12 protein-coding genes and 2 pseudogenes are annotated in these 15,762 nt (G+C 70.7%); 8 read left to right on the top strand and 6 right to left on the bottom strand.

Annotation, left to right across the window (positions count from 1 at the left end):
* The first annotated feature begins 73 nt into the window (after window positions 1-73).
* From ACZ6TD_RS38705 to narI, 5 genes are all read left to right on the top strand, one after another.
* A complete protein-coding gene (locus ACZ6TD_RS38705) occupies window positions 74-1,087 on the top strand; it encodes a tellurite resistance/C4-dicarboxylate transporter family protein (RefSeq protein ID WP_471345612.1) in 1,014 nt (337 codons plus the stop codon).
* 283 nt (window positions 1,088-1,370) lie between these two features.
* Window positions 1,371-5,099 (top strand): nitrate reductase subunit alpha, encoded by a 3,729-nt coding sequence (locus tag ACZ6TD_RS38700; protein WP_471345610.1) that lies wholly within the window; start codon window positions 1,371-1,373, stop codon window positions 5,097-5,099.
* Between the two features lies 1 nt (window position 5,100).
* The gene (gene narH / locus ACZ6TD_RS38695) at window positions 5,101-6,735 is read left to right on the top strand and encodes a nitrate reductase subunit beta (RefSeq protein WP_471345608.1); all 1,635 of its coding nucleotides are present in this window, start codon (window positions 5,101-5,103) and stop codon (window positions 6,733-6,735) included.
* Entirely contained in the window at window positions 6,732-7,367 is a 636-nt protein-coding gene (narJ, locus tag ACZ6TD_RS38690; RefSeq protein WP_471345607.1) for a nitrate reductase molybdenum cofactor assembly chaperone, read from the top strand. Before narH ends, narJ begins: the two co-directional genes overlap by 4 nt.
* Window positions 7,364-8,104: a respiratory nitrate reductase subunit gamma gene (gene narI, locus ACZ6TD_RS38685; protein ID WP_471345605.1), complete on the top strand. Its 741-nt coding sequence runs from the start codon at window positions 7,364-7,366 to the stop codon at window positions 8,102-8,104. The genes narJ and narI overlap by 4 nt, the downstream gene beginning before the upstream one ends.
* Here the strand turns inward: narI and ACZ6TD_RS38680 are convergent.
* Together ACZ6TD_RS38680 and ACZ6TD_RS38675 are read right to left on the bottom strand one after the other, a co-directional pair.
* On the bottom strand, window positions 8,079-9,269 hold the full coding sequence (locus tag ACZ6TD_RS38680; RefSeq protein WP_471345603.1) for an alginate lyase family protein: 1,191 nt from the start codon (window positions 9,267-9,269) through the stop codon (window positions 8,079-8,081). The two genes, narI and ACZ6TD_RS38680, sit on opposite strands and share 26 nt — an antisense overlap.
* A gap of 131 nt (window positions 9,270-9,400) precedes the next feature.
* Window positions 9,401-10,024 carry a dihydrofolate reductase family protein gene (locus ACZ6TD_RS38675; RefSeq protein WP_471345601.1) on the bottom strand — a complete coding sequence of 208 codons (624 nt, stop codon included), beginning with the start codon at window positions 10,022-10,024 and terminating at the stop codon, window positions 9,401-9,403.
* Between the two features lie 28 nt (window positions 10,025-10,052).
* On the opposite strand from ACZ6TD_RS38675, the gene ACZ6TD_RS38670 reads away from it, so the two are divergent.
* Window positions 10,053-10,655, top strand: a complete 603-nt coding sequence (locus ACZ6TD_RS38670) for a TetR/AcrR family transcriptional regulator (RefSeq protein ID WP_471345599.1) — start codon at window positions 10,053-10,055, stop codon at window positions 10,653-10,655.
* A 21-nt stretch (window positions 10,656-10,676) separates the two neighbouring features.
* Here the strand turns inward: ACZ6TD_RS38670 and ACZ6TD_RS38665 are convergent.
* The 4 genes and pseudogenes from ACZ6TD_RS38665 to ACZ6TD_RS38650 all read right to left on the bottom strand — a co-directional run.
* A pseudogene (locus tag ACZ6TD_RS38665) lies at window positions 10,677-11,003 on the bottom strand (class I SAM-dependent methyltransferase); the annotation flags it as partial.
* A pseudogene (locus ACZ6TD_RS38660) lies at window positions 10,991-11,062 on the bottom strand (VOC family protein); the annotation flags it as partial. The pseudogenes ACZ6TD_RS38660 and ACZ6TD_RS38665, both read right to left, overlap by 13 nt.
* 55 nt (window positions 11,063-11,117) lie before the next feature.
* Complete coding sequence (locus ACZ6TD_RS38655; RefSeq protein WP_471345597.1) at window positions 11,118-11,807, bottom strand: siderophore-interacting protein; 690 nt, start codon at window positions 11,805-11,807, stop codon at window positions 11,118-11,120.
* Between the two features lie 311 nt (window positions 11,808-12,118).
* Window positions 12,119-12,772, bottom strand: a complete 654-nt coding sequence (locus tag ACZ6TD_RS38650; RefSeq protein ID WP_471345596.1) for a GntR family transcriptional regulator — start codon at window positions 12,770-12,772, stop codon at window positions 12,119-12,121.
* Window positions 12,773-13,032: 260 nt separating this feature from the next.
* Here ACZ6TD_RS38650 and ACZ6TD_RS38645 point away from each other — a divergent pair, with 260 nt between their 5' ends.
* Complete coding sequence (locus ACZ6TD_RS38645; protein WP_471345594.1) at window positions 13,033-14,598, top strand: AbgT family transporter; 1,566 nt, start codon at window positions 13,033-13,035, stop codon at window positions 14,596-14,598.
* An 83-nt stretch (window positions 14,599-14,681) separates the two neighbouring features.
* The gene (locus tag ACZ6TD_RS38640) at window positions 14,682-15,761 is read left to right on the top strand and encodes an NAD/NADP octopine/nopaline dehydrogenase family protein (RefSeq protein ID WP_471345592.1); all 1,080 of its coding nucleotides are present in this window, start codon (window positions 14,682-14,684) and stop codon (window positions 15,759-15,761) included.
* Window position 15,762: the final 1 nt, after the last annotated feature.

Raw genomic sequence — 15,762 nt, 5'->3', positions numbered from 1 at the left:
CGCCCCTCTCCACCACTGCACCCGGACTCCGCCGGGGTGGCAGCCTGCTGGCGTGCTGCGAACATTGAACGGGGTGACGGCGCGTAACCTGCCGCCCAATGCCTTCGCCCCCGTGATGGCGACCGGAATCGTGTCCCAGGGACTGGCGGCGGTGGGCGCCCCACAGTTGTCGGACGCCCTGCTGGCCGTGGCCGTGGTGCTCTACGGCGGGTTACTGGCGGGGCTGGTGTGGCGGGTGGTGCGATATCCGCGCGAGGTGGCCGCTGACCTGCGGGATCCCGCACGGATCTTCGGCTTCTTCACCTTCGTCGCCGGCTCCGATGTGCTCGCCGTCCGGCTGGCCCCGGGTCCCGCGCGGGCGGCCGCGACGGCCCTGCCGGTGCTGGCCGTGCCCGTGGTCGTCCTCCTGCTGGGGTGTGTGGCGTCCATGGCGCACCGGCTCGGCGCGGGCGGAATGGTGCGGCGCGCGGACGGGATCTGGTTCCTGTGCGTAGTGGGGATCCAGTCCGCCGTCCTGGCGGTGGCCGCGCTGGCCCCCGGCCGTGCCCGGCCGGCCGAAGCGCTCGGCTGGGTGGCCGGGGTGCTGCTGTACGCCGCGGTGGCCACGGTGGTCGCGTGCCGGCTGGCGCGGTTCGGGGTACGGCCCCGGGAGCTGTCACCGCCCTACTGGATCACGATGGGTGCCTGCGCGATCAGCCTGCTCGCCGGCGCCCGGCTGGTGCACCAGGGACTCGACGCCCCTCATCTCCAGGCGGTGACCCGCGTCGTGCTGATCGCCCTGTGGGGCTGGGCCACCGGCCTGCTGCCACCGCTGCTGGCCGCCGGGATCTGGCGGCATCTGCTGCACCGGGTGCCCCTGAGGTACGAGCCGGCCTGGTGGACCATCGTCTTCCCCACGGGCATGTACGCCGTGTCCACCGCCGCCCTCGGCGAGGCCGAGGGGATCCACCGCCTGGTGCTCCTCGGGCATCTCGCGGTCTGGGTGGCGCTGGGCGCGTGGTCACTGGTCGCGGCCGGGCTGGTGCGGGCGCGCTGCCATCGGATGGCGGCGGCGAATTCGAGCCAGAAACTTGGTCAAGAGCTGTGAAAATCCGGCCGACGGACGTTCTTCACCGAACTGGTGAACCCTCCCCGCTTGCCTGCCAGGCAAGGATGACACCTTGTCACGTTCCGTTCACCGCGCCGCCTCCATCGGCACACGCGTCCACCACAAGAAAGGCAAACCGCAAGAAAAGACCGATCCAGGTGATGCTAAACGACTTAAAGGAGTCATACGACACGGCTGATGCACGAGTGATGCTGTCGCGCGACACGCAATCAGGGCCCCGGCCGACCGTCCGGCGCGGAGCCACAGCCGAAGGAGCTGGACCGTGGTGCGCCGCACAGCACGAGAGAAGGCCGGGACCGCCGCCTCGGCGGTGACGGAGAGACTGCTCGCGGCCGGGACCGCGCTCCGCCGCCTCCCGACCACCCCCGACCTGCGGGCCGTCTACCGGACCGACCAGACCGTGGAGGACTCCCCCTACCGCGAACGCTGGGCGCACGACCGGGTGGTGCGCTCCACCCACGGCGTCAACTGCACCGGATCCTGTTCCTGGAAGGTCTATGTCAAGGACGGGCTGATCACCTGGGAGACCCAGCAGACCGACTACCCCTCGGTCGGCCCGGACCGCCCCGAGTACGAACCGCGGGGCTGCCCGCGCGGCGCCTCCTTCTCCTGGTACACCTACTCCCCCACCCGGGTGCGCCACCCCCTCGCCCGCGGTGTGCTGGTGGAGCTCTACCGGGAGGCCCGGGACCGGCTCGGCGACCCGGTGGCCGCCTGGGCCGAGATCACCGGCGACCCGGTCAAGCGGCGCCGCTACCAGTCGGCCCGCGGCAAGGGCGGGCTGGTGCGGATCGACTGGGAGGAGGCCCTGGAGATCGCGGCCGCCGCCCATGTCCACACCCTGCGCGCCCACGGCCCGGACCGGATCGCCGGCTTCTCCCCGATCCCCGCCATGTCGATGGCCTCCCACGCCGTCGGCGCCCGCTTCATGGCGCTGATCGGCGCGCCCATGATCTCGTTCTACGACTGGTACGCGGATCTGCCGATCGCCTCCCCGCAGGTCTTCGGCGACCAGACCGACGTCCCCGAGTCGGGCGACTGGTGGGACGCGGCGTACCTGATGCTGTGGGGCTCGAATGTGCCGGTCACCCGCACCCCCGACGCCCACTGGATGGCGGAGGCACGCTACCGGGGCCAGAAGGTGGTCGTGGTCTCCCCGGACTACGCGGACGCCACGAAGTTCGCCGACGAGTGGCTGCACCCCCACCCCGGCACCGACGGGGCGCTCGCCATGGCGATGGGCCACGTCATCCTCAAGGAGTGCTTCGTCGAGCGCCAGGTCCCCTACTTCACCGACTACGTGCGTCGCTTCACCGACCTGCCCTTCCTGGTGGAACTGGCGGAACGGGACGGGCGCCACACCCCGGGCGCCTTCCTCACCGCCGCCGCCCTGGCGGACACCGAACCGCGCCTGGGCGCCCACGCCGACGAGGCGGCCCGGCGCTGGATGCCGGTGCTCTACGACGCGGAGACGGACCGGCCCGTGGTCCCCCACGGCACCCTGGGCGACCGCTGGAGCAAGGGCGGCGAAGGCCGCTGGAACCTCGACCTGGAGGGCATCACCCCCCGGCTCACCCTCCACCGCACCCCCGGCGCCGAGGCCGTCGAGGTGGAACTGCCCCGCTTCGACGAACCCGGCGCCACCGTCCGGCGTGCCGTCCCCGTACGACGGCTCGGCGGACGGCTGGTCACCACCGTCTTCGATCTGCTCCTGGCCCAGTACGCGGTGGGCCGCCCCGGCCTCACCGGGCAATGGCCCACCGGGTATGACGACGCCTCGGCACCCGCCACCCCGGCCTGGCAGGAGGCCATCACCTCGGTCCCGGCCGCGGCCGTGATCCGTGCGGCGCGCGAGTTCGCGGGCACGGCGGAGAAGACCCGCGGCCGCTGCATGATCGTGATGGGCGCGGGCACCAACCACTGGTTCCACTCCGACACCATCTACCGCTCCTTCCTCACCCTGCTGCTGCTCACCGGCTGCCAGGGCGTCAACGGCGGCGGCTGGGCGCACTACGTGGGCCAGGAGAAGGTGCGCCCCTTCACCGGCTGGCAGCAGCTGGCCACCGCCGCCGACTGGACGCGGCCGTCCCGGCAGATGGCGGGCACCCCGTACTGGTACCTCCACACCGACCAGTGGCGCTACGAACGGTACGGCGCCGACGCGCTCGCCTCGCCCACCGGCCAGGGGCTGTTCACCGGCCGTCACACCGCCGACCTGGTCGCCCAGTCGATGCGGCTGGGCTGGATGCCCTCCTACCCCACCTTCTCCGCCAATTCCCTGGAGCTCGGCCGCCGGGTGCGGCAGAGCGGACGACCGGCGCAGGAGTGGGTCGCCGAACAACTCGCCGCAGGTGAGCTGGAGTTCGCCTGCGAGAACCCCGACGCGCCCGAGAACTGGCCGCGCGTGCTCACCGTGTGGCGGGCCAACCTCATCGGCTCCTCAGCCAAGGGCAACGAGTACTTCCTGCGCCATCTGCTCGGCGCCCAGGACAACTCCACCGCCGAGGAGACCCCACCGGACCGCCGGCCGGCGGATGTCACCTGGCAGGACCAGGCGCCCCACGGCAAGCTCGACCTGCTGCTCGCGCTGGACTTCCGGATGACCTCCACCACCCTCTTCGCCGATCTCGTGCTCCCCGCCGCCACCTGGTACGAGAAACACGACCTGTCCAGCACCGACATGCACCCCTACGTACACGCCTTCTCCCCGGCCATCAGCCCGCCCTGGCAGGCCCGCACCGACTTCGACATCTTCCACGGCCTCGCCCGCAAGCTCAGTGAACTCGCCGCCGGACGGCTGGACACCGCCCACGACCTGGTCGCCACCGCCCTGATGCACGACACCCCGGGCGAGACCGCCCAGCCCGGCGGGACCGTACCGGACTGGCGCGACGGCCACACCCCCGCCGTACCGGGCGTGAATCTGCCGAACGTCGCCCTCGTGACCCGCGACTACACCGCCGTGGCCGACCGCCTCGCCGCCTTCGGCCCGCTGGCCCAGCAGGCGGGCATGCAGGTCAAGGGCGTCACCGTCATCCCGGACCAGGAAGCCGCCTGGCTGGCCGACCGCTGTGGCACCGCCACCCGCGGCGCCGCGGCGGGCCGGCCCCTCCTCGACACCGACGCCAAGATGTGCGAGGCCATCCTCGCGCTGTCCGGCACCACCAACGGGCGCCTCGCCGCCGAGGGATTCGCCCGGCTCGCCGAGCAGTGCGGCCCCGGCTCCGGCCTCACCGAACTGGGCGCCTCGGTGGCCGAACGCCGCGTGGTGTTCTCCGACACCCAGGCCCGGCCGGTCCAGGTCGGCGCCAGCTTCGAATGGTCCGGCAAGGAGGCTCCCGACCGCCGCTACGCGCCGTTCACCATCAACACCGAACACCGCAAGCCCTGGCACACCCTCACCGGCCGCCAGCACTTCTACCTCGACCACTCCTGGATGGCCGAGCTCGGTGAACAACTCCCCGTCTACCGGCCGCCGTTGGACCTCGCCGCCCTCGGCGAGGCCCCGCCCGGGACGGACGGCGACACCGGCCGCTCGGTCACCGTCCGCTATCTCACCCCGCACTCCAAGTGGTCCATCCACTCCGAGTACCAGGAAAACCTGCTCATGCAGACCCTGGCCCGCGGCGGCCCGGTCATCTGGCTCAGCGTCCCCGACGCCGAGGCCATCGGGGTATCCGACAACGACTGGATCGAGGCCGTCAACGCCAACGGCGTGGTGGTCGCCCGCGCCGTGGTCTCCCACCGCATGCCCACCGGCACCGTGTTCATGTACCACGTGCAGGAACGGCTGGTGAACGTGCCCAAGTCCGAGGCCACCGGCCGCCGCGGCGGAGTGCACAACGCCCTCACCAAGCTCCTCATCAAACCCACCCACCTCATCGGCGGCTACGCCCAGCTCTCCTTCGCCCCCAACTACTACGGACCCACCGGCAACCAGCGGGACGCGGTCACCGTCATCCGGCGCCGCTCCCAGAACGTGGAGTACTGACATGCCGCGCCACCGGCCGCGCAGCCCCCGGGTGATGGCCCAGGTCGCCATGGTCATGAACCTCGACAAGTGCATCGGCTGCCACACCTGCTCGGTCACCTGCAAACAGACCTGGACCAACCGCTCCGGCACCGAATACGTCTGGTTCAACAACGTCGAGACCCGCCCCGGCCAGGGCTATCCCCGCGGCTACGAGGACCAGGACACCTGGAAGGGCGGCTGGCACCTCAAGGGCGGCAGGCTGGTGCCCCGCACCGGCGGCCGGGCCCGCCGCCTCGCCCGGCTGTTCGCCAACCCCGAACTGCCCCGGCTGGACGACTACTACCAGCCCTGGACGTACGACTACGACACCCTCACCACCGCCCCGCTCGGCGACGACGTGCCCACCGCCCCGCCCCGCTCCCTCGTCGACGGCCGCCCCACCGCCATCACCTGGGGCCCCAACTGGGACGACGACCTCGGCGGCGGCCCCGAGCACCTCGCCGGCGACCCGGTCCTGGCGAAGATGAGCGAAAAGGTCCGGCTGGAGTACGAGCAGGCGTTCATGTTCTACCTGCCGCGCATCTGCGAGCACTGCCTCAACCCCTCCTGCGTGGCCGTCTGCCCCTCCGGCGCGATGTACAAGCGGATCGAGGACGGCATCGTCCTGGTCGACCAGGACCGCTGCCGCGGCTGGCGCATGTGCGTCAGCGGCTGCCCGTACAAGAAGGTGTACTTCAACCACCGCAGCGGCAAGGCCGAGAAGTGCACCCTGTGCTATCCGCGCATCGAGGCCGGGGAGCCGACCGTGTGCTCCGAGACCTGCGTGGGGCGGCTGCGCTACCTCGGTGTCATGCTCTACGACCCCGACAAGGTCGGCGAGGCCGCCGCCACCCCCGACGACAAGGACCTCTACGAGGCCCAGCTCGGCTGCTTCCTCGACCCCGAGGACCCCGACGTCGCCCGCGCCGCCGCCGACTCCGGCATTCCGCACGACTGGATCGAGGCCGCCCGGCGCTCCCCGGTGCACGCGCTCATCAGCCGGTACCGGGTCGCCCTGCCACTGCACCCGGAATACCGCACCATGCCCATGGTCTGGTACGTCCCCCCGCTGTCCCCGGTCGTCGACGCGCTCACCGCCACCGGCCACGACGGCGAGGATCCCGTCAACCTCTTCGGCGCCATCGACAGCCTCCGCATCCCCCTGGGCTATCTCGCCGAACTCTTCACCGCGGGTGATCCCGGGCCGGTCGAGGCCGCCCTGTGCCGGCTGGCCGCGATGCGCAGCCATATGCGCCGGATCAACCTCGGCGAGGAACGCGACCCCGACATCGCGGCGGCCGTCGGCCTGGACCAGGACGGCATCGAGGCGATGTACCGGCTGCTCGCCCTCGCCAAGTACGAGGAGCGGTACGTCATCCCCACCAGCTACACCGCCACACCCGGCGGCGACGCTCCCATGGACTCCTGCAGCCTCGACGGCGACGGCCTGCCCGGCATGATGCCGTACGGCGACGCCGGCGCCTTCCACGCGCCCCCGGCACCCGAACCCGCCGGCGCCGGATCCGGCCTCGCCGGCCGGCTCAACCTGCTGAACTGGAACGGCCGCGGCCGCCCCGCCGGGCTGTTCCCCAAGCGCGACGAGGGCACCCGGTGAACCCGGACGCCCCCGCGGTGCACCAGGCCGCCGCCCTCCTCCTCGGCTACCCCGGACCGGACTGGCCCGCCCGCCACGCCCTGGTACGGGACTGCCTCACCGAACTCACCATCCCCGCCGCCACGCCGCTGCTGCGGTTCTGCGCCGCCGTCGACGGCGTCCCGGTGCTCGACCTGGCCTCCGCTTACGTCCGGACCTTCGACCGCAGCCGCCGCCGCACCCTGCACCTCACCTACTACACCGACGGCGACACCCGCCGCCGCGGCGGCACCCTCGCCGCCCTCAAGGCCCACTACCGCGCCCACGGATGGGCGCCCCCCGAGGACGAACTCCCCGACCACCTGCCGCTGTTGCTGGAGTTCGCCGCCCGCTGCCCGGCCCCGGGCACCCGGCTGCTGCGCGACCACCGCGCCGCCCTGGAACTGCTGCGGATGGCCCTCACCGACCACGGCAGTCCGTACGCCGACATCCTGTGCGCCGTCTGCGACACCCTGCCCGGCCCCTCACCCGCCGACCGCGCCGCGGCCCTCGCGCTCGCCCGCGGCGGACCGCCCACCGAAACCGTGGGCCTGGCCCCCTTCGCCGCGACCACCCCCACCGCCACCCCCCTCGCGAGAGGAACCGGCCGATGAACCACCTGCACATGGCCCTGTGGGGCGTCCTCCCCTACCTCGTCCTCACCCTCTTCACCGTCGGCGCCGCCTGGCGCTACCACTACGACCGGTTCGGCTTCACCACCCGCTCCAGCCAGCTCCACGAACACCGCATGCTCGCCATCGGCGGGCCGCTCTTCCACTACGGGCTGCTCTTCGTGATCGCCGGCCATGTCGTGGGCCTGCTCATCCCCGAATCGCTCACCGAACGGCTGCACGTCGGCGAATCGCTGTACCACGCCAACGCCCTGCTCGTCGGCGGCACCGCGGGGCTGGCCACCGTCGCCGGCCTCGGCATCCTGCTGTACCGGCGGCTGCGCGTACCGGCCGTACGCGCGGCCACCAGCCGCAGCGACAAAGCCGTCCACCCCCTGCTCGCCACCGTCCTGCTGGCCGGTCTCACCGCCACCGCGACCGGCGCGCGCCCCCACTCCTACGACTACCGCCAGGGCGTCTCGATCTGGTTCCGCAGCCTGTTCACCCTCGACCCCGACGTGCCCGCCATGGCCCACGCACCCCTGGTCTACCGGATCCACGCCCTGCTGGCGATGGCCCTGTTCGCCCTCTGGCCCTTCAGCCGCCTCGTCCACGCCTTCACCGCCCCCGTCGGCTACCTCACCAGGCCCTACGTCGTCTACCGCTCCCGCACCCCGGCCCCCCGGCGGCAGCGGGGGCCGGGGCATCGCTCGGTCAGGACGGGTTCTCCGCGTGGGTGAGGGTCGTCCAGGCGTTGAAGTAGTTGTCCGTGCCGGACGGACGGTGGGCCTCGGTGTACTTCTGGGTGTTGGACATGCTGATGCCGAGGCGGTTGTGGAGGGCGTTCAAGCCGACCTCGGTGACCTGGTCCAGGCCCTTCTTGACGGAGCCCCCGCACAGCCAGGACGGCACGGCGGCGCCGTTCTCGTAGGCGGTGTGGAAGCCCAGTGCGTAGCGCAGCCGGTCCTGGATCTTCGGGTAGAGGTCCTGGCCCTGGATGCGGCTGGTCTCCGCGATGTCCGCGATGGAGGCGATGCCCCAGCCGGTGTGCCCGAAGTCGCGGCAGGTCTCCTGGGCGAGGCCGTCGGCGAAGGTGCTCTGCCCCTGCCAGTACTTGATGATCTCGGCCTCGGTGTCGATGCTGCTGTCCGCGGGCGGCTTGGGCAGGTCGCCGTCACTGGTCAGGTAGACGTACGCCGGGACGCGGTCGAGGTAGGTGCTGACCGCCTTGTCGTAGGCGGAGCGGTCATCGAGGAAGACCGCGATGCCGATGGCCGCCTCGGTCATCACCAGTTCCCAGTTGCCGTTCTTGGTGGCGGCGCCATTGATCACCTCGGGGAGGTAGACGTTCCGCAGCATGGTGGCGAAGCGTCCGGCACCCGGCCAGCCGCCGTCGTAGGTGTACTTGATGATCTCGGCGGCGCGCGGCCAGGTGGCGCCGGACCAGCCGGACTGGAGCGGGGCGTTGCTGTTGGTGTGATCAGTGATCGTGGCGGACCAGGCGTCCATGATCTCGATCGACTTCTTGGCGTATCTGCTGTCCCGGGTGAAGTACCAGGCGAGCGCGTCGGTGTAGGCCGCGATGGCGTCCTGGCGCTCCTCGGTGCACCCGCGGTTGGGGTTGGACGATGAGCCGCACTCCACCACGGCGCGCGGTTGGGGGGTGCGCGACAGCGAGGCGTAGGAGCTGCCCATCATGTCGTCGTAGGCGGCCTTCCAGGGCTGCTGCCCGGCCTGCACCTTCGAGCGGGCGTAGTCGAGTTGGGCCCGGCTCACCAGCACCCCGGGGTGGGTGAAGGCGGCCGGCGCGGCCGTGGCCCGCGGGGCCGGTCCGCTGAGCTGAAGGCTCAGCAGACCGGCCAGCAGGGCGAGAACACTGAGTAACGCGGTTCTGGTTCGTGCCATCCCATGACCTCTTCTGTTCATGGATGAGAACACAGTTCCCAAATACGGACAGGAATGGCCTGGACCATAAGGACTGCCGGTGAACATGTCAATGAGTTCGCCGACTGGTTCCGCGACGACGCGGGACGTCGTCAGCGGACGCCGTAGGTCAGGTGTGTCGCGGTCGCTGTCGAGGTCACGCTCCGCTGGACCAGTGTGCGCGGCGCCCCGCCGGTGAACAGTGGCGTTCCGGCACCCAGCACGATGGGCGCGAGATGCGGCGACAGCACGTCGACCAGCCCGGCCTCGAGCGCCGAGCCGACCGTGGCGCCGCCGCCCATGAGGACGACGTCGAGGTCCTTGCCGCTGTCCGACGACGCCGCCTCGGCGCGCTCCCGCGCGGCGGCGACGGCGTCGGGCGGACCGGTGGTGACGAACGTCCAGTCGAGGTCGGCGAGCCGCACCGACTCCGGCAGCGAGCTCGTCACGACGACGAACGCGGGCTTGCCGACCTCACCGGCGCCGTAGCCGGTCGTGTCGTCCCAGCCGTTCGGCCCGTCGACCACGTCGAAGAGCCGGCGGCCGAGGACGACGGCGCCCGAGCGGGTGGTCCCCTCGCGCAGGACCCGGCGGTCGTCGGGGTCGCCGGAAAACGCCCAGGTGTGCAGGGCCTCGCCACCGGCGCCCAGACCGCTGTCCGGGCCGGGGTCGGGCCCGGTGACGAAGCCGTCGAGGGAGACCGAGGAGAACGCCGGGCTATCATACTTGTCAGTCAACACGCAAGTTACTTGTTAGGATCCCCGCATGGTCACCACTCGCCGCACCCAGCAGGAGCGCCGCGCCCAGGCCGAAGCCGCGCTGCTCAACGCCGCCGCCGAACTGGTCGTCGAGCACGGTGTGCGGTCGCTGACGCTGGCGCGGGTCGGCGAACAAGCCGGTTACAGCCGCGGAATCGTCACCCACCACTTCGGGTCCAAGCAGGCCCTGATCGAGCGACTGGCCCGCACGACGCAAACCGGCTTCGTCCCCGGGCTCGCGGACCTCCCACCCGGACTGGACCGGCTCCTGCGACTCGTCGACGGCTACGTCGGCGCCTCCGGGGGCGCCGGAACCATGAACCGGGCCTTCCTGCTGCTGTGGGCCGAAGCGGCCACCGCGTCCGAACTGGCCCCGATCTTCCGGGAGCGCGACGAGGCGTTCCGCTCCGACCTGCGCATCGACGTCGCCGCCGGCATCGCCGACGGCGACGTGCGCCCTGACGTCGATCCCGACGACGTCGCCATCGCGCTCCTCGGACAGCTGCGCGGGATCGGACTGCAATGCCTCCTCGACCCCCACACCGTCGACACCGCACGGCTGCGCCACACCGTCACCGACTACTGGCGCCGGGCATTGCGCGCCCCATAAGGCCCGGGTCACCCCGCAGTCGCGGAAGCCGGGGCGGTCGGCGGCGTCGAGGAGTTCGGTCGGCAGCAGGAAGGTCATGGCGAGCGTCGAGCCGGGCGCGAGCCCGGCGATCTGGCGCAGGGTGGCCGCGGTGGCCTCTTTGGTGAGGTACATGGTGACACCGGTGGAGACGATGACCGCGGGTCTGCCGGCGCCGAAGCCGGCGGCGGCCAGTTGCTTCAGCCAGTCTTCGCTCGCCTCGAAGTCGACCGGCACCAGGTGCAGCCAGTCGGGGACGCCGTAGCCGAGTTCGTCCAGGCGACGGCGTTTCCATGCCTGCGGGCCGGGCTGGTCGAGACGTACGGCCCGTCACCGTTGCGGAGCTGCCCGGAGTTGTGGTCGGTCGCGAACTCCAGCTCGTACCCCAGCGCCTGGAAGAACCTCGCCGACTTGCCCCAGGTTCCGGCGGCGGACCTGTCCGCCCTACTCCAGCCCCCGCTTCCCCGGCGCCCAGAACGGCTTGGTGAGCACCGCGCGCCGGTCCCAGCCCGCCTCCCGGACGAGCACCTGCCGCACCTGCTGCACGACACGGGCCTCCCCGGCGACGTAGGCGATCCCGCCCGGCTCAGGGGCGAGGCGCCGCACCGCGTCCGGGAGTGACGTGCCGCCCCTGGTCAGCCAGTCGAGGCGGTCCGAGTGGGTCAGCGGCAGCCGGTCCCCGGCCGTCTCCGTCTCCACGCAGCCGGAGACACGCGCCCCGGGCGGCAGCGCGGCCAGCATCGCGCCGAAGGCGACGGAGGCCGTCTCCTCCCCGACGAAGACGTGATGGGCGGCCTCGGGCCGGAGCGTGAACGACCCCTCGGGTTTGCCCAGCCGCACCCGCTCGCCGACCTCGACGCCGCCGCCCCAACGCGCCCCCGGACCCGCTCCGGGGTGCTCCAGCACGCACAACTCGACGGCACCGGAGGGGTCGTAGCGCCACACGGAGTACGTACGGCGGGTCAGCCCGGAGCCGACCAGGACGCGCACCTGCTGCCCGGGGCGGACATCGAGCCCGGCGAGGGCGTCGCCCTCGATGCGCAGCCGGCGCATGCGGGCGGCGATCGGCTCGGTCTCGGTGACGGTGCCGCGGAGCATCAGCAGGTCCAGGACCGGGTCCAGCAGCGTGGGCATGGGAGTGCTCCTCGGAGAAATCGGGTGCGTGCGGGGGGGGAGTTGGAGGTCAACGCTCGACCAGAACGCGATAGTACGCGTTCTCGATCAAATGCGATAGTGCGCGACTGGCGAGGGCGTTTGTGACCACCGCGAATCCCGAGGCCACGGGCTCATCCGCCGAGGTGCGGGACTCCGGGCCAACGCCGGCGGACGTACCTGCGAGATCGGCGGCTTCCCGGGTGTGGACCTCAAGTCCGAGAACGGCGGTCAAGCGCTACGCCCCGGCGCCCCGCCGAGGTCGGGCGCCTACTGGCCCAAGAGCGGGAGCCTCACACCGGCTTCCCCGCGCCGCTCGCCTCGTTCCCTCCGGACAGCAGGGTGTCCAGCATGTACTGGCGCGAGCGTTCGATGCCCTCGAGGACGACCTGCCTGATCTCATCCTCCGAGCCCCTCCTGATCGCCTCGACCAACCGTCCGTGGTTGACGCTTGTGTAGGGGGGCCGACCGAGTTCACCCCGGAGGTTGAGGAAGCGTTCGATCTCTTCGTGCAGCGTGTTGATCATGGGAATCATCAGCGACACGCGCGCCACTTCGGCGATCGCCACGTGCAGCAGCCGGTTCGCTTCGTTCAAGTCGGGACGCGAGGCGTTCGCCGCCACGGTCGCCGCGCTGAGTGCGTCCAGGCGGTCCAGATCTTCGGCACCGGCTCGCTGTGAGGCGAGCACGGCCGCTTCCGGCTCGAGGAGCCGTCGCAGGCGATAGGTGTCCTGGAGGTCGCCGAGGTCCGTCGGCTTGACGAAGGTGCCGCGCCGCGGGACGACGACGACAAGACCTTCCCTGCGCAGCGCGTTGATGGCTTCGCGCACCGGGGTCTTGCTCATCCCGTAGCGCTCGGCGAGCCACGCTTCGACGATGACGTCGCCGGGGCGGAGGCGGCATCGGATGATGTCGCGCTTGAGGGATGCGTACGCCTGTTGCGCCATCGACGATCCCGAACTCAAAACCACAGCTCCTCTTCAAGCACTGTGTGGCGGCCCTCGTCATCCGGCGACCACCTGCGCGAAGACCTGTTGACAGCTACCTTTCGCAGCGTATCATCCCTGTGAAATATCACAGGGATTGCACGGGTCGGCGGGGCTGATTCGTGCTGGACAGAAGCGGAATCCTCCCCGTGAGCACCTGCTGACCGATAAGGCTCCAGATGACGCAACTTCGAAGCAGCAGTCCCACCGTGGATGGCTCTATGAACCGCTTGTTCCGGGCTCTCAGCGCCCTGGAACGCGCGGGAAACAGGCTTCCCCATCCGTTCTGGCTGTTCTGGATCTTCGTGGCACTGCTCGGTGTGCTCAGTGCCGTACTGGCCGGCGTGGGCGTGTCCGTCACCCTGCCGTCGACAGGTGACTCCGTCGCGGTCAAGAACCTGCTCTCGCTTCAGGGAGCCAAGTTCGCCGCGGAGTCAGCGCTGGACAACTTCGCCGGGTTCGCGCCGCTGTCGGTCGTGGTCGTGGTCCTTCTCGGCGTCAGCGTCACCGAGAAGAGCGGCCTTCTCACCGCGCTTCTTCGCGTCACGATCGGCCGTCTGCCCGTTCGGTGGCTGACCTTCTCCATCGCGTTCGGCTCCATGATCGCGCACGTCATGAGCGACTCGGCCTACATCGTGATGATCCCGCTGGGAGCGCTGGCCTTCCGGACCGTGGGCCGCAGCCCGGTGCTCGGCCTGATGGTCGCCTACGCCTCGACGGCCATCGGCTTCAACGCCAGCCCGCTGGTGACACCAGCCGACGCGGTCAGGTCGTCCCTGGCAGCCGAGGCCGCGCACACCGTCGATCCGGACTATGTCATCACCCCGGTGGCCACCTACTTCTTCACCGCGGTCTCATCGGTGTTCCTCGCCGCCGTCATCGCCCTCACGGTCGACCGCGTCCTGGCCCAACGGCCCGAGTTCACAGCCACACCCGAGGACGACGCGGCCGCCGACAGGCTCTTCAACACCACCGCCCACGGCGAGGCACCCCAGCACAGCGGCCCGGCCGACGCGGCCCCCTCCTCATTCGCGCTGAGCGCCGTCGAGAAACGCGCCATGAGGCTGACCGGCGCGGTGCTCGTGCTCTACGTCCTGGCGGTGTCCGCGCTCCTGCTGCCGGGATCCCCGTTCCGCGGCGAGGGCGGCAGCATCGTCCAGTCCGTGGTCGTGGTGAACATCGCCGTGTTCATCTCCCTGCTGTTCGCCGTCCTCGGCATCGTCTACGGCATGCAGGTGGGCACGATCCCCTCACTGTCGTCCGTCCCCACCGCCATGGCCGACGGGGTGAAGTCCTTCGTCCCCGTGATCGTGCTGTTCTTCGTGGTCTCGCAGTTCCTCGCCTACTTCACCTGGACCGGCATCAGCAATGTGATCACCGTCGAGGGCGCCCGGCTCCTGAAGTCCCTGGACGCGCCCCACCTCATCATCCTGCTGGTGATCATCCTGGCCATCAGCGGACTGAACATCATCATCAGCAGCGGTTCGGCGATGTGGTCCATCCTCGCCCCCGTCGTGGTCCCCCTGGCGATGTACATCGGGCTCTCCCCCCAGGCGGCGATGGTCTCCTTCATGATCGGGGACTCGGTCACCAACACCACACCCATGAACGCCTACTTCGTCCTGGCCCTGGGATTCCTTCAGCAGTTCCGGAAGGGCGCGGGCATCGGAACCATGCTGTCCTTCACGGTTCCCGTGGCTCTCGCCGTACTCGTCTCGTGGTCGTCCTTCTTCGCCCTCTGGTACGCCCTGGGAATTCCGCTCGGCCCAGGGGTGCCCGTCAGATGACGCACCACCACGTCAGCACCTCGCACAGCTCGGCAACGCCGAGCCCACCCCCGCACCACTTCGACACGGAAGAGTCACGCACTATGGGCAGCATCGCCATCATCGGCGCAGGCAACGTCGGCCAGGCCATCGCCGGCCACATGTCCTTCAAGGGACACGACGTACGGATCTTCGACAGGTGGGGCCGCGATCTTGAACCGATCGAGGCCAACGACGGCATCGACATGACCGGAGACGTGGAGGGCCACGGCACACCCGCAGTGCTGACGACCGACCTCGGGCAAGCCGTGACCGGCGCCGAGGTGGTCATCGTCGCCGCGCCCGCCTTCGCACACGCCTACCTGTCCCGGCAACTCGCGTCCGTCCTCGAGCCGGACCAGCTGGTCCTGTTCCAGCCGGGCGTGCTCGGCAGCGGCGTCGAACTCGCGCGCATGTTCACGCTCGCCGGCCGACGGCCCTGCCTCATCGCGGAGACGCCGACCAGTCTGTACACGTGCCGGCTGCGCCGCCCCGCGCACGTCTACATCGGGGCGATCAAGCACGCCGTCCCGCTGGCCGCCGTACCCAGCGCGGACACGCCCCGGGCTCTCGACATCCTGCGAAGCTACTTCGGCGACCGGTACGTGCCGGGCGAGGACACGCTGACCGTCGGGCTCAACAACTGCAACCCCATCTACCACGTTCCGCCGGCGGTGCTGAACTTCAAGACGGTCGAGGACGCCGACTGCCACCCGCTGCACAGCCTGGTGACACCGCGCATCGCCGAGGTCATCGACGCCCTCGACCGCGAACGCCTTGCCCTGGCGGACGCCCTGGGAGTGAAGGCGGCCAGCTTCTGGGACTTCCTCAACACCGCGTACGAGGTGACCGAGGGCAGCTTCGTCGAGCGCATCGTGCAGGGCTACGGCCGTCAGGGATTCCCCGAACCCGACTCCGTCAAGCACCGGTACTTCACCGAGGACATCCCCTTCGGACTGGTCACCTGGAGTTCGCTGGCCGCGCAGATCGGACTCCCGCTGCCCCTGACCGACTCGTTCGTCGCCCTGGGCACAGCCCTGTGCGGACAGGACTTCGTGGCCGGCGGCCGCACAGCGCAGACGCTGGGCCTGCTCGGCTCCGACGTCGACGGCATCCGCGCCGCGTTCGTCGACGGCGCGGTGTAGA

The organism is Streptomyces yongxingensis, from assembly GCF_055597465.1.
This window is presented reverse-complemented; position numbering and strand designations above follow the sequence as displayed.